At 47.5% G+C, this 22,593-nt stretch carries 16 protein-coding genes; 9 read left to right on the top strand and 7 right to left on the bottom strand.

Going from position 1 to position 22,593, the window contains the following annotated elements:
- Positions 1 to 50: 50 nt before the first annotated feature.
- Positions 51 to 500: a response regulator gene (locus FEN17_RS22810; RefSeq protein WP_138367684.1), complete on the bottom strand. Its 450-nt coding sequence runs from the start codon at positions 498 to 500 to the stop codon at positions 51 to 53.
- A gap of 140 nt (positions 501 to 640) precedes the next feature.
- Positions 641 to 3,037 carry a TonB-dependent receptor gene (locus FEN17_RS22805; protein ID WP_138367917.1) on the bottom strand — a complete coding sequence of 799 codons (2,397 nt, stop codon included), beginning with the start codon at positions 3,035 to 3,037 and terminating at the stop codon, positions 641 to 643.
- Between the two features lie 236 nt (positions 3,038 to 3,273).
- Between FEN17_RS22805 and FEN17_RS22800 the strand changes: the two genes are divergently transcribed.
- The 4 genes from FEN17_RS22800 (at position 3,274) to FEN17_RS22785 (ending at position 7,163) form a co-directional block, all read left to right on the top strand.
- Positions 3,274 to 4,617: an MATE family efflux transporter gene (locus FEN17_RS22800; protein WP_138367683.1), complete on the top strand. Its 1,344-nt coding sequence runs from the start codon at positions 3,274 to 3,276 to the stop codon at positions 4,615 to 4,617.
- 77 nt (positions 4,618 to 4,694) lie between these two features.
- On the top strand, positions 4,695 to 6,320 hold the full coding sequence (locus FEN17_RS22795) for an NADP-dependent glyceraldehyde-3-phosphate dehydrogenase (RefSeq protein WP_138367682.1): 1,626 nt from the start codon (positions 4,695 to 4,697) through the stop codon (positions 6,318 to 6,320).
- A gap of 138 nt (positions 6,321 to 6,458) precedes the next feature.
- The gene (locus FEN17_RS22790) at positions 6,459 to 6,950 is read left to right on the top strand and encodes a DUF6934 family protein (RefSeq protein ID WP_138367681.1); all 492 of its coding nucleotides are present in this window, start codon (positions 6,459 to 6,461) and stop codon (positions 6,948 to 6,950) included.
- 27 nt (positions 6,951 to 6,977) lie between these two features.
- Positions 6,978 to 7,163, top strand: a complete 186-nt coding sequence (locus tag FEN17_RS22785; protein ID WP_138367680.1) for a hypothetical protein — start codon at positions 6,978 to 6,980, stop codon at positions 7,161 to 7,163.
- Here the strand turns inward: FEN17_RS22785 and FEN17_RS22780 are convergent.
- Positions 7,153 to 9,039 carry a sulfatase-like hydrolase/transferase gene (locus FEN17_RS22780; protein ID WP_229208955.1) on the bottom strand — a complete coding sequence of 629 codons (1,887 nt, stop codon included), beginning with the start codon at positions 9,037 to 9,039 and terminating at the stop codon, positions 7,153 to 7,155. The two genes, FEN17_RS22785 and FEN17_RS22780, sit on opposite strands and share 11 nt — an antisense overlap.
- Positions 9,040 to 9,242: 203 nt before the next feature.
- Here FEN17_RS22780 and FEN17_RS22775 point away from each other — a divergent pair, with 203 nt between their 5' ends.
- The 5 genes from FEN17_RS22775 to FEN17_RS22755 all read left to right on the top strand — a co-directional run bounded on the left by FEN17_RS22775 (position 9,243) and on the right by FEN17_RS22755 (position 14,258).
- Positions 9,243 to 11,591: a PAS domain-containing protein gene (locus FEN17_RS22775; RefSeq protein WP_138367679.1), complete on the top strand. Its 2,349-nt coding sequence runs from the start codon at positions 9,243 to 9,245 to the stop codon at positions 11,589 to 11,591.
- 792 nt (positions 11,592 to 12,383) lie between these two features.
- Positions 12,384 to 12,581, top strand: coding sequence for a hypothetical protein (locus tag FEN17_RS22770; protein WP_138367678.1), 198 nt, complete (start codon positions 12,384 to 12,386; stop codon positions 12,579 to 12,581).
- Between the two features lie 41 nt (positions 12,582 to 12,622).
- Positions 12,623 to 13,267: a response regulator gene (locus FEN17_RS22765; protein WP_138367677.1), complete on the top strand. Its 645-nt coding sequence runs from the start codon at positions 12,623 to 12,625 to the stop codon at positions 13,265 to 13,267.
- Between the two features lie 72 nt (positions 13,268 to 13,339).
- Complete coding sequence (locus FEN17_RS22760; protein WP_138367676.1) at positions 13,340 to 13,834, top strand: DUF421 domain-containing protein; 495 nt, start codon at positions 13,340 to 13,342, stop codon at positions 13,832 to 13,834.
- A 106-nt stretch (positions 13,835 to 13,940) separates the two neighbouring features.
- Entirely contained in the window at positions 13,941 to 14,258 is a 318-nt protein-coding gene (locus FEN17_RS22755) for a hypothetical protein (RefSeq protein ID WP_138367675.1), read from the top strand.
- 6 nt (positions 14,259 to 14,264) lie between these two features.
- On the opposite strand, the gene FEN17_RS22750 is transcribed toward FEN17_RS22755, so the two are convergent.
- Genes FEN17_RS22750 through FEN17_RS22735 form a run of 4 tightly spaced genes read right to left on the bottom strand, consistent with a single transcriptional unit; the run spans position 14,265 to position 22,583 of the window.
- The gene (locus tag FEN17_RS22750) at positions 14,265 to 18,050 is read right to left on the bottom strand and encodes a metallophosphoesterase (protein WP_138367674.1); all 3,786 of its coding nucleotides are present in this window, start codon (positions 18,048 to 18,050) and stop codon (positions 14,265 to 14,267) included.
- A 23-nt stretch (positions 18,051 to 18,073) separates the two neighbouring features.
- Positions 18,074 to 18,925, bottom strand: a complete 852-nt coding sequence (locus FEN17_RS22745) for an SdiA-regulated domain-containing protein (RefSeq protein ID WP_229208954.1) — start codon at positions 18,923 to 18,925, stop codon at positions 18,074 to 18,076.
- A gap of 11 nt (positions 18,926 to 18,936) precedes the next feature.
- On the bottom strand, positions 18,937 to 20,157 hold the full coding sequence (locus tag FEN17_RS22740) for a Pycsar system effector family protein (protein ID WP_138367672.1): 1,221 nt from the start codon (positions 20,155 to 20,157) through the stop codon (positions 18,937 to 18,939).
- A gap of 38 nt (positions 20,158 to 20,195) precedes the next feature.
- A complete protein-coding gene (locus FEN17_RS22735) occupies positions 20,196 to 22,583 on the bottom strand; it encodes a GAF domain-containing protein (protein WP_138367671.1) in 2,388 nt (795 codons plus the stop codon).
- Positions 22,584 to 22,593 lie beyond the last annotated feature (10 nt).

The following is a 22,593-nucleotide window of genomic DNA, read 5'->3' as shown; positions in this document are numbered from 1 at the left end:
GAAAATGGTATCTGCCTTTTGCAAATTTAATTAAGTGAACAAATCCGGGATTAATATTGATAATAAAAGTTTTCGGCGGCTGGTTTCCAGGAATGCTTGGCCCAATCGGTATCCAGCACCTGCTTGATGGCCTGCTTCAATTTAGGAAAAGAGCCCGGTTTGCGGATAAAGAAATTGGCGCCGTGCGCATGCACTTTTTTCACCATTTCTTCCTGGCTGGTTGTAGAAAAAATCACTACCGGAATACTTTCCCAGGCCTTGGTATTTCTGATTTGTTCCAGACATTCAAAACCATTTTTACGTGGCATATTCAGGTCCAGAAAAATGACATCCGGCGGCGGTGGGACGGTAGTTTCCATAAGGTTCATCAGCTCGACGCCATCATTTGCCGTCAACAGTTCAGTAGAATTACTGACTTCCCTCAGTGCGTCCTCGAACAACATGCAGTCATCTGCATCATCATCCGCTAGAAATATCGATTTATTTGGTTTTTGACTCATGATCCAAAATTAAGAAAGATGTAGACAACTCGAACGTGATCAAGACATTCCCTAAGCCCTAAATTCGGTTTAATGAGCTAACAATCTCAAAATCATACATGAAGATATATAAATATAACCGTTAAATAAAATTTCAAACCTTATAAATCACCTTCCAATCCTTCCTTCGGCTTCTTCTTGGCCTGGTGCAAGCGGTAGTTCAATGTGAGGTTGATCTGTCTCAAACGCCCCTGAGACCGATTATTTGCGTAAAAATTGTCACCGACGGTGATTGAGCGAAACTTCCGCGAGTTGAAAACGTCCACGACGGTCAATGTTAAGGTTCCGTTACCTTTCAGGATATCGCGGGTGGCGGCCAGATCCAGCGTTGCCAAAGCCTTCCTTCTTCCCTGGGGCGTCTGCTGCGGCGCCTCGTAATTTCCACGAAACTGTACATCGGTCGATTTCCAAAGCGTGAACCGCGACATTGCCCGTACAAACCAGCTGTACGTATCGCTCTGAAACTGCTCGTCCAGCCCGGTACCATCCGTAATCGCGCGGAAAAAGTTGAAGCTGCCATCCATTTTCCACCATGAAAACGGCACAAATGAGCTGGTGAATTCTATGCCATAAGCATCTTCCGTCCCCAGATTTTCCGGACGTGTGTATGAGCTTCCATCCTCTTGCACCCGGCGGATGCTCGTGATTTTTCCGTTGGTGTGCCGGTAGTAAATCGAGGACGTCAGCGATCCTTTCGCCATGTATTTTATGTGACCGAATTCAAATGCATTCGTGAATTCCGGGTTCAGGTCGGGGTTGCCGCTCCAATAATTCCGGTTGTCACTGTAAGTCGCGAAGGGGCTCAGATCGTTGTACTGGGGCCTGCGCACGCGGCGGCTGTAACTCAGCTGAAATGCATTTTGTTTCGCAAAATCATAAGTCACGTGCGCGCTCGGAAACAGGTTGGCATACTTACGCGCATTCACTTCATTGGTTTGTTTCAATGTGGTAGTCACGCCCGTCCACTCCGTGCGCAAGCCGCCCTGATAGGAAAATTTGCCCGTTTTGTTTCCTACAATTCCATAAACCGCATTGATATTTTCCTCGTATAAAAAATCGTTGGTCAGCCCTGGCAAAGTGATCCAGCCGCCGTCGCTGTTTTGCTGCGTTACGGTATAATCGTTGGTCATATCCCGCGAGCTGCTCCGCGCACCCGCCTCAAATTTTCCGTCTTTGCCAAAAGGATGCACATAATCCACCTGAAAAAGCAGTTGTTTCTCCGTCTCATAATTCACCGCCCGCTGCAAAAGCGGCACTCCAATCTCGGTACCGTCCGGTTTGTATACATTTTCGTGATAATACTGGTCCGAATCCTCCCAGTTATCCAGGTACCGCACATCAGCCGTAAATTCCTGACCTTTCTTTTTAAATGTTTTCTTATAAGTTAATGCATACTCTGAGTTGGGCTCGGTTTCGGTTTCATCCTGCGTACGGTATGTGTAGCTGGTCATGTTGCTCACGCTCGACAGGTAATCACGGTAATTCAATGTGGAGAAGCGCTTTCCTTTGCTGGTCCGCCAGGTGTAGGAAGCTGTCAGAATGTTTTGTGTGTTAAAATAATAATCCAGACCGCCCCGCGCGCTGTTGGCCATCCCTTTCAGATTACTCCGCATATCCCGCTCCATGATGAAAGTAGAATCATTGCGGTACAGCTCCTGGTACAGATAATTTTTTCCTGGCGTATTCCGGTAAGACATGGTGTAGTTGACGAAGAAATTCAGGTTTTTGCGCCGGTAGTTCACATTCGCCGCCGCGCCATAGTTGGTCGGGTGGCCCGTAATAATGTCGAATGATCCGTTAATCCCCTCTTTTCTTTCCTTTTTCAAAACAATGTTGATCACCCCGCCCATGCCCTCCGCCTCATACCGAGCCGAAGGATTAGTAATGATTTCCACCCGCTCGATCATGCTGCCCTGCAACTGCGCCAACCCGCTCGCGCCTTTAATACTGACCAAACCCGAAGGCTTACCGTCGATCAGTATACGCACATTACCGCTGCCTCTCAGGCTCACATTTCCTTCCACGTCCACTGCTACCGAGGGTACATTAGTGAGGATATCCACGGCAGTTCCGCCGGCATTCGCGAGGTCTTTTCCAACATTAAAAATCTTTTTATCCAGCGACAATTCCATCGTACTTTTCTCCGCCTGCACGGTTACTTCATCCAATGTTCTGGCAGATGCAGCTACTTTGATTGACCCAAGATTCAGCGGGGAATTCGTGGCAGAAAGTTTGATTCCGGACGTAAAATGCGGTTTATAACCAATAAATTCAGATAATGCATAGTAAGATCCCGCTACGATTTCGACGATAAAACCGCCGGTTTCATCCGTGATCGCGCCGGCCACGAAGGAGCTGTCTGTTGTTTTAAAAAGCCGGATACTCGCATAAGCCAGCGGAGCATTACTAGCCCCATCCACGATCTTGCCCGTCACTTTCAGCTTGCCCGTATTTTGCGCCAGCGTCATGTTGGGAAATGTGATTCCTGCCATCAGCATTAAACCAAAAATTGCCAGACTTCGCCTTACCGACCAGGAAAGTCTCCCTGTCGTCCTTTTCAAACTGCTTTTAATTATCATTATTCCTTGTAAAGTTTTCCCGATGTTCGTTAAGCGTTGTTACCCATAGAAACCCGCGCATTCTTCGGTTTTACTCTACCTTAATGATATATTAAAATCAGGATTCTCTCCCTGTGCCCGATTTGCCTAACTTTGCAAACTTTTTGAGCACATCCATGAAAAACGAAGCATCACAAACTTTAAAATTAGCCTTCCCGATCATCATCGGCGAGCTGGCGCAAATGGCACTTCACCTCATCGACAGCGCGATGGTTGGCGCGATCAGCTACAAGCAACTGGCGGCTGCGGCCCTGGTAATCAACGCAATGAACATTCCTTTCGTGATCGGGATCGGCATGACAATCTCGGTTTCACAGATGGTTTCCCTGGCAAATGGCCGCCGCGATGCCCAGCAGGTTTCACATTATTTGTTCAATGGTTTCCTCCTCTGCACACTCACGGCACTAGCGATTTCACTCACATTGGTCTTTGGAAAAGATGTTTTACACCACCTCGGCCAGGATCCCGAAGTAGTAGAATTGGCAATTCCTTTCATGAAGTTGATGGGACTCTCAATCATCCCGATGCTGCTTTTCATGACCTTAAAACAGTTTGCAGACGGGTTGGAACAAACCAAAACCGCCATGATTTTTTCCCTCGGCGGGATGCCCCTTAACATTCTCCTCAACTGGCTGCTGATTTATGGTAACTGGGGGTTTCCGAGACTGGAATTACAGGGCGCAGGCTGGGCCACACTGATCACCCGGAGTTTGATGTTCCTGGCGCTGGCTTATGTGATTTTGAGACACAAAACTTTTGATAAATACATTGCCGTGCGCGGTAATCAATGGTACTATAAAGCGCAAACCTGGCGGGAGCTGCTGCACATTGGTGTGCCCAGCAGTTTGCAAATCGGTATGGAAGCTGGCGCATTTGCGGTTTCCGGGATCATTATCGGCACACTGGGTGCTGTTTCGCAGGCTTCGCACCAAATCGCGCTGAGCTGCGCTTCGTTTACATTCATGGTTTCCATGGGTTTGGCGCAGGCTGGCTCGATCCGCGTCAGCAATGCTTTGGGTAGAAATGACTGGCCGAAAATTATCCTGATCGGTAAAAGCACAATCATTACCGCGCTGATTTACGGCACATTCTGCGCATTATCCTTTGTGGTTTTCCGAAATCAGCTGCCGTTTGCATTTAACAATAATATGGAAGTTGTCGAGCTGGCTTCGCTCCTGCTCCTTTTCGCCGCATTGTTCCAGATTTCCGACAGTACCCAGGCCATCGGAGCAGGCTTACTGCGCGGCATCAAAGATGTCAAAACACCGACGATCCTGATCGGCGTGGCTTACTGGGTGATCGGGATTCCTTTCGGATATGTGCTGGCATTTCGTTTCGGAATGGGCGCGTCGGGTATGTGGCTGGGGCTGATCCTTGGATTGACGATGGCTTCGGCTTTTCTGATCACAAGATTTTTGAAGATGGGTAAGAGAAATACCGTGGTAACCTCGTCCTTTTAAAGGAACCAAAAAGCCGGAAAAGAAGTAATTTCTTTGACAGGTTTCCTGCCTATTATTCACCTAGTCAAATATCCACAATGGACTTCGATGCTGCATTAAAGAACATTTTCCCCGAACAAAAAGACATTCCGGCAGAATTCAGCCTGCCCAGCCTGATCCACCAGCGCGAGTACCTCAGCAATGGTGAAATGAAACCCTGGAATGGCCAGGTACATGAGGTATATTCGCCGATTTCTATCAAGACGGAAACCGGTTTGGAGCGCGTACTGATCGGAAGTTACCCGATCTGCACCGCCGCCGAAGCTTCCGAATCGCTGGACGCTGCCGTAGCTGCGTATAATAATGGCCGTGGCGAGTGGCCGACCATGGGCGTAGCGGAAAGAATTCATTGCGTAGAGCAGTTTACCGGTAAGATGATCGAGCAAAAAGACATTATCGTGAAGCTCATCATGTGGGAAATCGGCAAGTCATTTGCCGACTCGGTGAAAGAGTTCGACCGTACCGTTGAATACATTTATGCGACGATTGATTCGCTCAAAAACCTCGACCGCGATTCATCCGGCTTCGACATTGTGGACGGCATCGCCGCACAGGTACGCCGCTCGCCTTTGGGTGTGGTACTCTGCATGGGACCATTTAATTACCCTTTGAATGAGACCTTTACCACATTGATCCCAGCGCTGATCATGGGTAACACAATTCTATTCAAGCCGCCAAAATTCGGTACACTTTTACATTACCCTTTACAGGAAGCATTCCGGGATAGTTTTCCAAAAGGCGTGGTGAATGTGATTTACGGACGCGGAAATGCGATTGTACCTGGCTTGATGCAATCCGGAAAAATCAATGTGCTGACGTTGATCGGTTCAAGCAAAGTTGCCAACGAACTGAAAAAGTCCCACCCGAAAGTGAATAGGCTGAGAGCTGTACTGGGACTAGATGCCAAAAATGCTGCCATCATTACGCCAAATGCGGACATCGATCTGGCTGTAAAAGAGATTATTACCGGCTCGCTTTCATTTAATGGTCAGCGCTGTACCGCATTAAAAATCGTCTGGGCGCACCGCAGTATTGCCGATGAGTTTTTGCAAAAATTCAGCGCAGCGGTCGGTCAGTTGAAGTTTGGTATGCCCTGGGAAAAAGGCGTCTCACTCACCCCACTGCCCGAAACCAACAAGATCGAATACCTTAACGATTGTATCACCGACGCCATCGAAAACGGCGCGCATGTGGTTAATGAAAATGGTGGAAAATCAGAAGGTTCGTTCTTTTATCCGGCAGTTGTATACCCTGTAAATGATAAAATGAAGTTGTATCACGAAGAACAATTCGGCCCAATCGTACCGGTTGTACCTTTCGACGACCTCGAAGAAACCATCGAATTCCTGATCGAATCTACTCACGGACAACAAGTTAGTATTTTCAGCACCGATGCCGACGAAGTGGCATCATTGATCGATCCGCTGGTTAATCAGGTGAGCCGCGTGAACATTAACACCCAATGTCAGCGAGGCCCAGATGTTTTCCCATTTACCGGCCGCAAAGACAGCGCCGAAGGTACACTATCCGTCCCCGATGCCATCCGCGCCTTCTCAATCCGCTCCCTAGTCGCCTTCAAAATGAACGAAGCCAACAAGCAGCTGATCAACGAAATCGTACACGATGACAACTCGAATTTTTTAAGCACGAAGTTTATTTTTTAGAAGATTTTATTGGATTGTGACAGAGCCCTTTCCGGATTTTCGGATAGGGCTTTTTGTTTGGCGGGTGAGTCGCGGTTTGGAAGTTGGCAAGAAAATTAAAATATTGCTTTACTAATTATTACACACACTGATTAACGAATGAATAGGCCTACTTACGAATTTGAACAACAAGCCAACCCGAATGTTTATACTTTCACTAGCGTTGGAGTAAATGGAGAAATAAAGAAAGCTGTAATTATATCAAGGATAGAGTCCATATCTGATGATCCAAACGCCCAATTCTATAACCTGGCATTCGGCGATTTGGCGGATGCAACTGATTATTCGACATGCAATGATGACGTCAGATCTAATAATGGTGATATGCCAAAGATTCTTGCTACTGTTGTCAAGGTTACCATGGAATTTCTTACAAAGAATCGAACTGCCACGCTGATGTTTAGCGGTTTAATCGATGAAAAGTCCCGCTTACTAGGTCGAAATCAACGTAATATTCTATATCATCGTGCTATCGATTCAAATTGGTTTGAGTTGTCTTTATTATTGGAAGTATACGGCATCAACGGAATGGATGTTGAAGAATATCGACCAGGTGTCCAATATGAGACTGTTTTGCTCCGACGTAAATAAAAGTTAAATTCGTAAAAACGACACATTATGCCTAAGACAAAAGAAAAGCGGTCACAGGATGCATCAAAGAAAAACTTGGATGACAAAACATCACCTTTGATACTTACAAAGGAGCAAATCGATAGCATTTTAGAATCTCCTTTTATCAAAGAAAAAAACAGACAGGCGGAGGAAGCCCTGAGACGAGTCAAAAATTGGCCGGCTAATTGGTAGCCTGCCCAAACCGCTCCACCAGCACTTTCGCCGCCCTGATATCATAATCAAACATCTCCGCCTTCTGCGCGGCAATACTTTTCGCCAGCTCGATAGCTGGCGCGGCGTCCTTTCCAGTCAGGTCCAGAATGTTTAGCGCCTGCAATCTGGCGTAGGGATTTTCACTTTTCAGTACTTCGGTTAATGTTGCAATTGAAGCCGATTTGTTGGCGCCGGTAATATATAGTGCCTCTGCTGCCGCGACGCGTACTGCTGGTTCCGGGTCACTTAAAGCTTTTTCCAATGCCACTTTTGCGGATTTTTCTTTGAGGATCGTCATCCCAGTCGCAGCCCAGTACCGCACAACCGGATCTGGGTCGCTTAATCTTTTAATTAGCTCTTTTGCATGCGCCGGGTTTCTCGACGAGGCCATATCTGCGGTAGCCATCACCTTTTCCAAATCATACTTTCCGCTTCTTGCATAATCATACAAAGGCGTTGTTTTTGCAATGTCGTACAGCATGGCCTCCGGGATGAACCCGACATCCTTGTAGCTCCGCAAGTAATCCACATTTGCTTTCCGCAGTCTCAGCAGCTCTTTCTTATACTTCGGATCGGCCGCCAGGTTGTGAATGTTGTGCGGATCGGCGTCCACGTCGAATAATTCTTCCGCGGGTTTCGGCTCCCAAAATCTGGATTGGTCCGCATTCAGCTTACCGGCTTTGTACAAGTCTTCCCACGATTTTACTGATGGCGCGCGCCACAGATATTCCAGGTATTGCCCGTAAATTTTATTTGGCAGGTAATTCCGGATGTACCGAAATTTCTTGTCCCGCACTGACCGCGACATATCGATTCGCTCGTCCATCCTGCCGCGAAAACCGTAGGCATAGGCCGGTTCCGATTCTTGTTGTTTACCTAAAAACGCCCCGCCCTGCATGTAATCAGGCACTTTGAGATCAACCAGGCTGAGAACAGTTGGTGCGAAGTCCAGAAATGTAACCAGCCTATCCGAAACGGATCCCTGCTTTTCCTTGGCTAAATGTGCATATTTTGGTGGAAGGTGAATGATCAGCGGCACGTGCAGCCCCGACTCATACATAAACCGCTTGCTCCGGGCCAAAACGCCACCATTATCGGCATAATAAAACACAATCGTATTTTCTGCCAAACCCTCATCCTGCATTTCTTTCAGCAGCCGCGCAAACTGTCGGTCCATTTCTTCCACCTTATCATAGTACTGCGCCCAATCATGTTTGAGCTCGGGCGTGGCAGGGTGGTAAGGCGGCAGCGGGACTTTTTCCGGATCGTGGTGCAGCAATGAGACGGGCTCGTGCAGCGAACTTTCGTGGGAAACATTCAGATTGAAAACAGCAAAAAACGGCTGGCCGGGTTTCCGGTTCTTGTAAGTTGCCTTATCGCTCGATTCATCCCAGGCGTCTTTTTGATCGGTGGTATTGTAATCCTTTTTGGCACTATTGGTGGTGTAATAGCCGGCTTCCCGCAAGTATTTCGGAAAGAATTTTACAAAATCCGGCACCGGGTACACACTCCGCATGTGCTCCGTACCCAGCGACGGCGGATACATTCCGGTAATCAATGTGTTGCGTGAAGGTGCACAAACCGGCGCAGTCGAAAAGGCGTTTTTATAGCGGATACTTTCTTTCGCAAACTTGTCCAGATTGGGGGTTGTGGCAAACGTATCTCCATAACTACCTAGTAATGTGGTATTATCCTCACTGACAATCCATAAAATGTTCGGACGGTCCTGCGACTTGACCTGATAAAAACCCAACATCGCTGCCAACAGCCACATCCATTTTTTAACATTCACTTTACTTATCAAAGAAGTATTGACCCGCATGTACCAGTTTGGTTTGTCTACTAATTCTGTCAAGTTAATAGGTGATTCTTAAAAATGCAATTCTTACTTGAAAGAGGAAAAGATAGTTTGTACATTGACTTAACTGCCCGAAGACCCAAACGATCACAACCGTTTAATAAAAATTTGAGAAAAACATTTCCCTGATCTGATTAAGGAAATACAGGGCACGGCTTTTGTCTTTAGTGTGAGATTCGAACTAATACTACCCTATCATCATGGCAACCAAATTCAAACCCGAGGCACTGGAAATGGTGATTGCAGGCGTTGGCTCGGGGATTTGGGATTGGAATTTTGAAACCGGCGAACAAGTTTGGTCGGACCGGATCTTTGAAATGCTGGGATATGCGCCCGATGAATTTCCCGCAACTTTTGAAAATTTCATGGACGCACTCGTTCATCCTGATGATAAAGCGCTGATTGCCATAGCCGTGCGCGACCGCCTCGAAAACAACATTCCTTACAACATTCAAATCAGGTTAAAAACGAAGGACGAAGGATACCGCGAATTTACCAGCCGGGGCAATGTCCGGTTTGAAAATGGCAAGCCGAAAAGAATGGTCGGTTTCCTGGATCAGGTGGTGGGCAAAGAGCTCGCGATCGGGCCCGGGCAGGCTTTGCAGGACAGAGCGGAGAAGCAACTTTTGGAAGAAAAACTCAGCGTGATTTTCCAATATTCCACCGACGCACACCTACTTTTTGATGAAACCGGCATTATCGACTGTAACCAGGCGGCGGTGAATATGCTGAGATGCAGGAACAAAAGCGAGCTGCTATCCATCCACCCCGCACATTTCTCCCCGGAGTACCAGCCCGACGGTCGAAAGTCTTCTGAAAAATCTGCGGAGATGGACAGGATCGCGTACGAAACCGGGTACAACCGTTTTGAATGGGTACATAGAAAAATGGACGGCGAGGAATTTCCGGTCGAAGTGACATTGAATCCCGTCGTCATTGATAAGAAAAAAGTTTTGCTGGTGGTTTGGCATGATATCTCGCACCGCAAGCGTGCGGAGGAGGCTGTCAGACGAAGCGAGGCGATGCTCTCGGAATCGCAGCAACTGACACATAGCGGAAGCTGGGAGGCCGATCTGGTTACCGGAAAAAATTACTGGTCCGACGAAACATTCAGGATATTTGGACTTGAACCTGATAGCGTTGGCCCGGAGACGGAGCTTTTCTCGTCGATGATCCATCCGGACGACATCGGACGTTACCGCTCGTCGATCAAAGAAGCGATCAACAATTTGTCGCCTGCGAGTTTCGACCTGCGCATTGTTCTGCCCGACGGCATGATCAAGTACATTCATGCGATCGGAAAACCATTTCAGGATAAAACCGGTGCGGTGACCAAGCTCTACGGCGCGATCATGGACATTAATGATCAGAAAAGAACGGAGCAGGAACTGATCAAGGCCAAGGAAGAGGCGGAAATGGCTGCCGTGGCGAAATCACAATTCCTTTCCACGATGAGCCACGAAATCCGGACGCCGATGAATGCGGTAATCGGTTTCACACATTTGCTTTTGCAGCAGGATCCGAAGCCGGAGCAGATGGAATATCTGAATATCCTGAAATTTTCGGCCGAGAATCTGCTTGTTTTGATCAACGACATTCTGGATTTCAGCAAGATAGAGGCTGGTAAAATTCAGTTTGAAGAGGTAGACTTTAATTTGCTTTCATTGCTGGAAAATATCCGCTCCGGCATTTTGAACAAGGCCAATGAAAAAGGGATCCTGCTCAAACTTTCAGTCAAAAATGATGTGAATGTGACAGTGGTCGGCGATCCGGTTCGGCTGGGCCAGATATTGACAAACCTAGTTAGCAATGCGGTTAAGTTTACCGAACAAGGAAAAGTAACCATCGCCGCAGAAGTTTCACACCGCGGCGAGGACGACGTGACCATTGATTTCAGAGTGGAGGATACGGGTATAGGTATCCCGAAAGATAAAATCGAGCACATTTTCGATATGTTCACCCAGGCTACTTCCGACACTACCCGAAAATACGGCGGCTCAGGATTGGGACTTACCATCACGAAAAAGCTGCTTGAATTACAACAAAGCCAGATACACGTTGACAGCGAGCCGGGCCAGGGATCGGTTTTCTATTTTAGCCTAACCCTGAAACTGAGCGAAAAACACCTGGCCGAGCAGGCAAATGGCGTGATTGTTAATACTTTCAGTTTAGAAGGTTTGCGGCTGCTGATCGTGGAGGACAATGTAATCAATGTGCTGCTGATGAAGAATTTTATGAAACAGTGGGAGGTTGATTACGACGTGGCCGAAAATGGTTTGATAGCCGTTGAAAAAGTGCAGGCCAGCGACTACGACCTGGTTTTGATGGATTTGCAAATGCCTGAAATGGACGGATATGAGGCGACCGCAAAAATCAGAGAGCTGCCCGACCCGAAATTTGCAAAGCTACCCATCATTGCACTCACCGCCTCTGCCATGATGGACATCAAGCATCTGGCATTTACGGTCGGGATGAATGATTATATCAGCAAACCTTTCAGTCCTGCCGAGCTTTACTCCAAAATTGCCTCGTACCACCGGAACAAATAAGGTTCTAATTCTGCCTGCTGGCAGCCGGGCAAATTTTCCACAGTAGTGTTGTATCATTCGCCAATCCATAAAAACATGCACTGGCACAGGCACAGAACAATTGGCTCCAACCCTTTGATTGTGCTTGTAGAACGTATAGGGACCCGCCTCTCCGAATCGTACCAATCTATTTTTAACTGGATTTCGGCCTAAAACCCTGCTGACAGGCTGCTACGCCGTTTCTGCCTATTTGCATTGCAGTATGATGGACTTAACGCGCCAAACAAAAATTAATTTTTCAAACCTAACCTATTGAAGATGAACAAAAAGCAAAAAACAATTGGCTGGTTTTGGTAAGCATATGTAAACGCGGTTACATTTTGACAGTCGACGGTTTTGAAGATTTTTTGAAAGCATTCCATCCGTTATAAGAACGATTCCATAAAATTTTGTACTCTCCTGATAGCGATTGCTACTGGTAAACAAAATGAGCTGCTTTTTGTAAATGCTAAATCACGTTTTTGTTTATAAATATTGAACAATCGCGCATTAACATCCTTTCTTTAAAATTTTTAAAATTGAAAAATTTCTATAATTCGACTTAGCACTAGCTACGTTTTCCAACGGTTTTGGCGGCTAAATTCGCCCTACAATGCTTAAAAGAGGGCGAAACTTTATTTTGTAGAATAAATTAAATAACCTCTCCAATATTGGTAAAACATAAAAAATCGGCATGCTTGTTGCTTTTCCTCGCCAAACCCGTGGTAAAAAGATTTTCTAACCATTAAATGCAAAGGCCAACACTTAAAGCAGATGAAAACTAACTATTTCTTTCCCGAATTCGATTATTGTATTGTTCAACTTAAAAGGTTTATACATGCCTACAAAGTCTTCACCATTCTGTTAACAGACGGACGTATTGTGCATCACCAGCCCCAGAATGTCTCCGACTTTCATAAGTGGCTGGTGCAGCATGGAATTGAAGACCTGAGAGCCCCGGCTATGAACTAGGTTCTCAGCCGACAGAAATGTCTGATATGGATCCCTGCAATGTGAAACACATATTAATAGTTGAAGATCACGCAATTGTAAGACTTGCAAGCCGGTCGGTGCTGGAAGAACTGGTGACGACGGTGAACATTTATGAAGCCGCTGATTTCAAGGAAGCCATATATGTTGCCTCGGAGCATGAACTCGATTTGGTTCTCCTGGACATTGATATTCCTGGCGGCGAAGGCACGCAAATGATCGGAAAAATCCGGAATCTCCAACCCAAGGTGCCTATACTCATGTTTTCCGGAATCGACGAAACCTTGTACCCGCTGCATTATCTCAAAGCCGGAGCAAATGGTTTTGTCTCCAAAAATGCTTCGATCGAGGACCTCAAACGTGCCATTCTTTCGGTCCTGGCTGGCGGCCGCTACCTCAGCCAGCGGGTGCAGCACCAGCTTTTCAAAAGCACTTTTGACGATGGCAGCAAGCCGACAAACCCGCTGGAAAGCCTCTCACAGCGCGAACTGGAAGTGATGGACCTCCTTCTCGAAGGCCGGTGGACCAAAGAAATCGCAACCGCGCTGAACATTACCGGTAGTTCTGTGAGCACCTACAAATTCCGGATTTTCGAAAAGCTGGAAGTGACCACCATCATTGAGCTTTACCAGAAGGTCGAATTCCTGAAAAGCCTCAGCGGAAGCTAGTTGGCCTGTTTCAATCTGACTTATTCCTCCTACATTAGATCATTCAAATGTTATTTCAACTTTTTGGTGATCATGGACAAAATTTTCAGCCTCGACTGGTCAAGTTTACTCGTACCTCAGGTTTCACTCCTCGAAATCTTCATTCGCGGCACACTCACATACTGGTCAATTTTTATATTACTTCGATTCTTTCGCCGCGGTACCGGGCAATTTAGCGTGAGCGACATTCTACTGATCATCCTCATCGGCGACGCTGCGCAAAATGCGATGGCCGGTAATTATCAGACAATTACAGAAGGTGTGGTGCTGCTGGCAACGCTGGTACTCTGGGACGTCGCGATTGACTACGCAGGATTTAAATCAAAGCGTTTCGCACTTTTTTCCCAGGCCGAGCCGAAGCTGCTGATCAAGGACGGTGAATTTCAGCACATGAATATGAGAAAGGAGTTTATCACAGAAGACGACCTGCATGGTTACCTGCGAGAAAAAGGTATTGAGAATATAAAAAAAGTACACGCCTGCTACCTGGAAGGCAGCGGGAATTTGAGTGTTCTTGAAAAAAAATAGAGGTTTAATTTCAAGTGGTTACATCGTTTTGGCACAACATTTACTGGGGAAAACCACATTCTCTGAGTTTATAATGTTTACTCCGCCACGTTAAAAAACCAGCATCATGCTACAAACAGTCATCGGAATCTTTGAAAATAGCGACGTTGCGCAGATCGCCAAAGAAGCGCTCATCGAAAACGGTTTCAATAACCAACGCATTGAAATCAATGATCACCTAGATACGACCGACGAACTTGTCACGGACGGTCAAATGACGGATACATCTAAAAGCCCGCAAAACGAGTCGGAAGCTGAGGAACACGTTGCGATGGTGACGGTACACACCGAATTTACAGGCGAAAATTTACTGGCGACCGGTATTTTAGGAGACTTTGGCGCAGTAGATGTCAACGAATTTACTGAACCGCAGGCAGATAGTTAGGCGGTTTCAAAACCAGAATCCCACCTGGAATGCAATCCGGGGCTTTTCTTCTTTCTTTTCTTTTGGGATAAATGCGCCTACTGCGAAGGTCAAAATGTCGACCGGCGCGAGCCAGATACCGCCTCCGTAACTGTAATGCCAGTTTTCGGAAGGATCGTGGTTAAGCCAGACGCGTCCGTAATCGAAGCTTCCGAAGAGGCCGTAGGTTAATGGTAAGGTAGGATTGTAGCTGCTACCGATCCGCGCGCGCAAATCCGTGGCGTGCCAGAGGGTATTTTTCCCGTAAAATCTTTCGGTACGATAACCGCGCAGACCTTGCTTTCCGCCGATGGTCGGCATTTGGAAAAATTCATAGGCATGGCCGAAGTTAAGCCCCGTGCCGATTTGCGACGCTATGACGAAGTTTTCAGCCTGATCTAAACTTTTGTAGAAAGAAAATTGCGCCCGCAAACCGGCAAAATTCCTGTCATTTTTCAGGTTCGACGTCCAGTTAGCCTGCGTATGAAAGCGTATGCCCGAATGCGGCGCGAAAATGTTGTCGACACTGTTGAAGTCAAACAGGAATTTCGCGCCGCCAAAGTATTTGGTGTCGAAAATATCATTCGGCAACCCATTTTCTATACTCGTAATGTATCGCCCGGCGGTTGCCTGAATGTCGGAAGCTTCGAAAAACGGCCCCAATGCAATAAAAGCGCTGTTTCCCGCAAACCGCTTTTTAAGCGCCGGATAAACGTGTAAAACGCTCTGCCTCACCCGGTAAAAATTCGCATCTTTCACGATCCGCTCGGAGGTATTACCGATTCCGGCAAAGTTAAAGGCATAGGTCGGGCCGCGGTAATAGGTATCCAGGTAAAAATCGAAATTTCGAAAGGTGTTGATAAAATCGCCGGTGTAATTTAGCCTGAAACCTTTGGTATGAAATGCATAGCTGCCGCCAAAGCTCTGCACAGATTTGTAAGGTTCTTTTTTAAAACCATATTTGGTCATGCTCACATTAGCACCGATAAAAAATCCGTCGTCCGGGTTCGCGCCCAGTATCGGGAAGGGCATCGTAATGTTGTAGTTACTTTCTGCGCCGCGCCGGTCGTAAACATTATAGCGGTACAGATCCGTGGTGTTGATCTTGGTATCTCTGCCGGGGTTGATCGTATTTTTTCCTAAATCATCATAGATAAATGTCCGTTTCCCGCCGGAAGCTACGCGTGCACTGTCTGTGAAAACATCCTTCCCAAGCCCGCCGATCAGCCGCAACTTGATGCCTTTGTCCACATCACCCTTGACAATAAACTCGTCGCCGTCGCCATTTCCGTAAATGTTGATGTACTTCGTCACATGACCATCAAAAACGCGCTTGTAGTTCTGGTGTTTGATCCGGCCGTCTTTTCCGGTTTCGTAAACCGTCACGCTGGTTCGGTTACCATCAAGCCTTTCAATTTCAAACCGTTCTTCCTCCTCCGTCCCGATCACATTCACCGACTGACTGAGGAATTCGTAATGTGCCCGCGCTATTTTCATCAGGTTATCCCGCCGCGATTTGATGCCGGCGATCAATGCCGGCGCAGCCATTTCCCGCGCCTTATCCGGCCAGCCGTTGAATGATTTGACAATAATATCATCCGTCAGGTTTTGCTGGATCATTTTCACCTGCGCCTCCCACTGCTCCCAACTCAGGGCATTCAGGAAAGTGCGGTCATAAAGTCGTGCGCTCCATGTCGTCCACTTAATGCTTTGAATTTCAGGATTAAAGGATTGCAGCTGGCGTAAAAATGGCAGGGTAAGTCTGGCAATGCCGGTTACCAGGCCGTCATATTTTGAAAAAGCCTGGTCACGGTCGCGGGGGATCGGGCGGTAGAGAATGCTCCCGTCTTTTTGCTTTACCGAGCTCCACGCCCACTGGTCGTCATGGCGGTCCCAGTCGCCGATCAGAAAATCGAACAGTCGCGTGCGCAGCGCCCAGTCTTCGTCAATGCGGTGCTTACTGCTTTCGAGCATATCTTCCACCAGCTCGGGCGTACTGACGATTTTATCAGGGTTTCCAAAGAAATCAGCCTGCTTCCATTTTTTTCCATCGGGCCGCTCTTCCAGGAGGTTCATCGTCCCGCCAAAAAGGGCATTATAAGTGGCAAGTCCCGGCTGGGCAGGCACGTAATAGAGTTTCGGATTGGTATGGTACACTTTCACCGCATCAGCCAGCGTCGGCATGGAAAGCGGGGCGAAAGGATTGGTAGAAAGAAAGTTATCCTCCACCAGGTATTTAGCGGCCACCATTTGATTAAACGGAAATGGCAAAAACCGGCTCACATCCTTGGTCAGGCCGCGCAGTGCATATTCCCTGCCATCATTTCCGCGGAGGCGCAGCGAGTTGGTCTGGTTACCCCCACCCTGCTTCACCGGCACCACGCCGCCGCGGTAAGTCGCCATGTCGAGCACCGGGAAAGGATATTTTTGAAGATAGAGCGGCCGGTGATGTTCACCAAACAAAAATTTATGCAGCCCGCCGATTGGCTTCACCACATTACTCGTCACAAACCGGCTGGCTGAGTCGGCGTGGGCGTTGTATTCTGTAAAAGAAGTTGAATCGGGGATTTCAGGAAGCTGCTGGTCTTTGATTTTCTTTTGAAAACTGAGGGTCGCATTCTTCCCGTCGGGACTTACCTGCCAGTATTGCACCCAGGTTTCGCCGCCTTCGTAGAAACTTAATGTTGAAAAACCGAGTGTGGAAGAGGCATAAAGCGACCCTTTTCCTAAACCGACCGGACTGTTTTTGGAGCCGCTGCCGCTCACAATGTATTCCTGTCCATCATTCTCGATAAATTCCAGGGCATGCTCATGCCCGCTGGCGAAAATGAATTTACCGTTCTTTTTCGCGCCGGCGAGCAATCCGGCTTTCAGGTCTTTATAATGTTTATTGGCCACATCCTGCCGCGAGCCAAGCGTCCCGCGGAACAAGGCGCTCAGGCTTCCGATCACCGGCAGCGGAATGTATAATTTCGGGTTGATTTCTGTCAGAGGAAACAAATGCTGCTTCCAGGTAAACCGCCCGCCGTGCGGCCCGTAAGTATAAGGCGGGTGGTGCATGGCAATCACCACATTTTTGTTGCGGTACTTCCTGACGACATTCTCAAAGACGAACTTGAACTGGTCACGGTTTTTGATCTCGCAGCCATCATTGATCCGCGCATCCCGGTCCCAATCTGTCAGCCACCATTGCGAATCTACCACGATCACCACCACATTATCATTCAGCTCCAACACTTCGGGGCCGGAGCAGCCGTCGGGCGGGAGAAAATAGTTTTCCCAGTCATCTTTATCCTGTTTGCCGCGGCGCTCGTTGAGATACTTATTAATGTATTTTTCCTGCCTCTTCAAACCTTTCACACCCCAGCCGCGCCAGTCGTGGTTACCCGGCACAAAAACCGGACGGCCTTTGAACTCGTCCAGCGTTTCGAGCTGGGAATTAATGCGGTACTCGGCTACGCCCCTGTCCGTCGAGTCTTCCGATGGCGGCATGCCATATTCGTAAATGTTGTCTCCGAGGAATATCGCCGAACTGTTTTTCGATTCGGTCGCGAGTTTCGTTTTAAGGTATTCGAGTACCGGGGCGCGGTGTTCGGGAGAATCATTTCCGGCATCGCCGATGAGGTACATGGTATGTTTGATTTCCAGCTTCGGGTCGGGAGCAGCGGCATTCCACTGGACACCATCTTTGGAATACTGCGTTTTGTAGCTGGCGCAGGCAGACATCCCGATGATCAGCAGCCCAATAAACAGGAATCGTAAACGTGCAAGCATATTTTCTTAATGTTAGCCCAAAATCAACGGCGTAACCTTTTAAATTTCAGAATGTTTCCGGCGAAAAGGTCGTCGCCCTCGCTGGAAATGTACAGGCTTCCCTCCTTGTCGAATGCGATTCCTTCGGGCTGGATAAACAGGTTTCCGTTGAGCGTAAATGCACTTTTTACCTTCCAGTTTTTGTCCGTGACAATCAGCAGCTTGTTGACCGCCGAAATCATATACCACTCACCGGTCAAAGGATTTTTGGCAATTCCCGACGGACGAAAACCGCGTGAAACTTTTCCGGTAATCGCTTTGATCTCATCCACATCAATCGCAAATGTGCTGACAGCTTTGGTCGTATCGGAGGGATTGAGCACATAGCCGGTTACACTTTTTTTGGAATCGTCGGAGGGGCAATTTTTACAGAGCACATATAAATCGCCGGTGGCTTCCTCGCCGTACATGCCTTCATACTCACCTTTCGGGAGCCATTTTTTAAGCTCGATGACATTCTCGGCTTCCTCAAAAACCGCCTCAGAAAGCGGGAATGTAAAGATCACCCCGTTGCTTTTGAGGACATATACTTTGTCCCGCACAATGCAGAGGTCTTCATAATCGCCTTTTTTTGAAAACTTGGTATGATACTGCTTGATCACATGCCAGGCCAGGCGGAACAATTTTCCGTCCTCATCTTCGATGGCATACACGGTATCATTTTTTCCCTGGTTAAAAGTAATGCCCGAAATCTCGAACAGACTTTCGGGCATGTTGAATTTCTCAGGCTTTTCCAGGTCATACTCCTGGTTTACAGTGTCTTTCTTCTCCGTGGCATTGCAGCCCGTGAGCAGAAAAATAGCCAGAAAGATGTTGAGTAAAATTTTAATTTTCACGTAGAGAGTGCTCAATGTTCAAAAATCAATGAGGCAAAAACGAATGCGAGAACGGATGCTACGATGCCAAACATGAACACATTATAGGCGATCCGGAGCAGCCGGTATTTCCTTCCCAAAACCACCCCTTGCGAATACACGTCTTTGGTCAAGCTGCCATAAAGAAACTCCCGGTCGTTCATCATGCGCTGCATTCCGTTGAAATAATCGGTATACGACATTCTGTAAAAATTGCCGAAGAAAAGCAGGTTAACATTCTTGGTATCAATGTCTTCCTGGGTAAATGTGCCGTGTGGGATCGTAGGCCGGGTCGAGAGGATAGAGAAAACCATCGTGATCATGCAAATCGTCAGCAGCATTGTTGTCGGCACGATCAAATAAGTATTGTCTTCGAGGCGGCGGATCAGTACGCTAAGTAAAACCGAAATGATGATCGACGTGGTCGTGATCATGATATGTGCCTTGTTATCAGCCATATCGCTCAGTCTCTGGTGGTTATTGGAACTGATCCTGAACATGGTTTCAATCCCTTTGTCCGGACGGTCACCTTTCGACTTTTTCCCCTCGGTAATTTCGGGCAGAAAATTCTCTTCTTGTTCGCCTGCATGTTGCTCCTCTTCCTTCTCCGCAACCGCTTCCTGATCCTTTTCTTTCAGCTTGTCGAGGTTCTTCTTTTTCTGCTTATCCAGCAGCTCCCGGCAATAATCGGTCTGGTAAGTATGGGCTTCCAGCAGCTTAATGGTGCTTTTCCGCCATTCCGACTTATCTATCTTATGACCAGCCCGCTGCTCTGCTTCTTTCCGCACCAGCTTGTTCCAGTCGCCAAACTCCGCCGTACCCAAATGAAAAAGGTCGGCGTCACAGACGATTTGCTGCAAAAGACTCTGGGGGTTCTGCGGCCAGACGGTCGCTTTGATACAACCCATCACTTCTGCCACCACACTCTCGTCGATTTCTTCTTCGCGCAGAAATTCCGCTGCCATTTCGGCGCCGCGTACTTCGTGGCCTGTGGCTTCGCCCGTGCAGTAACCAATGTCATGAAACCACGCCGAGGTGACCACGATAAAAGTATCGCGGTCATCCAGCTGGTAATGATTGGCTATTTTTACGGCGCTTGCCACCACCGACTCGGTATGTACCAGGTTGTGGTAACTCAGCTGGGACAATGCTTTTGTCCCAAAGAAATGTTGAACGTGATGTTTAACCTTATCAAGCCGGTGGTGATAATTCATAGAGCGAAACGTTTATTGAATGTCTGTCGGCAAGGCGGCTAGTCCCAGTCCGCATGAAGGTTCACTCCGATGCGCAAGGCTTTCAAGCCGGTTACTCCCTGCAATTCTTCCAGGTCCAGAAATTCCAGATCATTCAATAAAGTATTTTTTTCCTGTAAATACCGGATGTAACCCACATATTCTTCGGCAGATTTATTATTAAAGTAAACCAGTGCAATTTTGCCAGGTTGGGTAAGCCGCTCACCGGTACCTTTTACATGCACTTTGTCAATGCGCTTCTTGATTACCTGGTACCGAATGTTGTACGCACCCTCCACATCAAACCGGCGCTCGTCGTCACGGAAACTAATGTCAATGCTGGTTGAATGTATGAAAATCAGCTGCGTGGTTTCCAGCGGCTTCTCCATTTGCGGCAGCAGCGAATTTGTGATCCGGGCGATAGCCGCCATGGAAGTCAGTTGCCACAACCTGATATTTTTCAGGTATAGCTCACTAAATTTCTTCTCCGGCTCAATAGATTGCCCGATGTAAATGTCGTACTCGATCCCGTCGGTGCGGAATTTCTCGAAATACGTCGGGTAAGATTGCTGGATTTCCGTACGGAAAAGATCCAGGTACAAGTTCACCGACGTATTGATCTTTTGCATCGAAGTTTCCAGCGCCTTCCGGTTAGTATTGGCCTCGCCATTTTCTTCGTCGACTATTTCAAAATACTTGTCAATTTTCTTCCTCAGCAACTCTTCACCTTCATTTACCTCACTTCCCGAACGCCGCAGGCTATCCTCTTTAAAATGCATCAAAAACGGATGCGCCTCATGTTCCAGAAAATCACGGACCTTCATTTCATCATTGTCGGTGCTTTCGTCGTCGATCTCTTCCAGCCATTTTTTGCATTTGAAGATCATCTCGTCCGCCAGACCGAATCCGAGGTTTTGTTTCAGGATCGTAAAGGTTTCTATCAATAAGTTGAATTGCAGGGTTAAGTCTTGTCTTAAAGCAATGTTTCTTTCCAATGTCGAATTCCGGATGTCGACTGCGCCGTAAAGCGGGTATACATTCTTGAAATGAATGTTCTCGATCACAGCACTTTGTGGATGCAAGGCTTTGTCCCGCATATAATGCCAGGCCGTTTCCCGGAATTTCCACTGTACCGCAGGCTGCAAAGAAGTAAACTTCTCACGGATCACATTATCGACGCCTGCATTAAACTCATCGATATAATTTTTGAAGATCTGCGCCAGCAAAGGTATCGCCACGTCCAGCTTGGTAAGCGCCAGCTCGGTCACCGCATTGGCTTCTTTGGAAAATACTTCCAGTAAGCCTACTACCTTTTTATCATAAAAAATCGGCACGAGGGCGTAGGAGCGCACACCTTCCTGATAAAGAATTTTTGCAAATTCCTTCTTCGGCGACTCTTCCGGTTTGATTTCCCGGATTACCATCTGTTTGGGCGCCTGCAAATATTCGTCGGCCATTTTCAGGTACATCTGCTCTGCCATGCCGTTCGCGGTGGCCGCATTCATCAGCTTGCTGTACAGCATGGTACCTTTGTTGAAAATCAGCTTATTATTCACCCGAAGGATCGCCATCGTACCAAATTCAAACTTGGGACTTCCCATCAGCATGCTCAGCGAATGTGTCACGTGGTTGAAATAAGTACCTGCATCGTAAGAAGCCCGATCGAGGATGGTGTTTTTGATATTTTCCACCGCATGCTCGCCAGTAACATCCGCCAGCGTGATCACCGAGAAACCTTCGAATTTGAACAAAGTCAGCGGCAGCTGTCTCATGATATCCTCTATATCGAAAGACTCCCTGATCTCGTCCAGGTCCAGCTGTGGCAGCGCATCTTTGGGAATTACGTCGCAGAAACGCGTATCAATGTTGAGCTTGTAAAATTTCGGCAGACCGGTTTTTTCGTCGTGCAGCGTGATCACCATTTCGTGCTTGTGCATCGGCGGCAAATGATAGATCCTTTCAAGAATGAAAGAATACAGCATCTGCATTTTCTTCTTCTTGCTCTCAACATCGTCCATCGCGATGTCGCAGCGGATTTCGCCCGTCCTGGAATCCATCAGCAGATCATAAAATCCGGAGGTACCATAAAAAACGACGGGGTTCACAGGTGAGCTCATTGCCCAGCACACATCGCGTTCGTCCACGATGGGCGGCATCAGCATGCCGTAAATAAGGCTGAGTTCTTCTTTGTATTTGCCAATGTTCCGGAGGGGAATGTTGGCGCTGAAATCCGGGTCCGCTTTCAACCTGGCCAGGACCATTTCGAAAAATGCTCTCTTGACCGTTTGTTCTTCGTCTGTCTTTTTTTCAAGAAAATCTATGAAAGTCCTGAAAGAGATGGAAGTGTCTATTTGCTTTGGACCGAGGGGTTGATAATCTTTTGTTACGTCAATAGTAATCGGTTCCATTTTTTGTAGA

The organism is Dyadobacter luticola (assembly GCF_005860805.1).
GTDB lineage: Bacteria > Bacteroidota > Bacteroidia > Cytophagales > Spirosomataceae > Dyadobacter > Dyadobacter luticola.
This window is presented reverse-complemented; position numbering and strand designations above follow the sequence as displayed.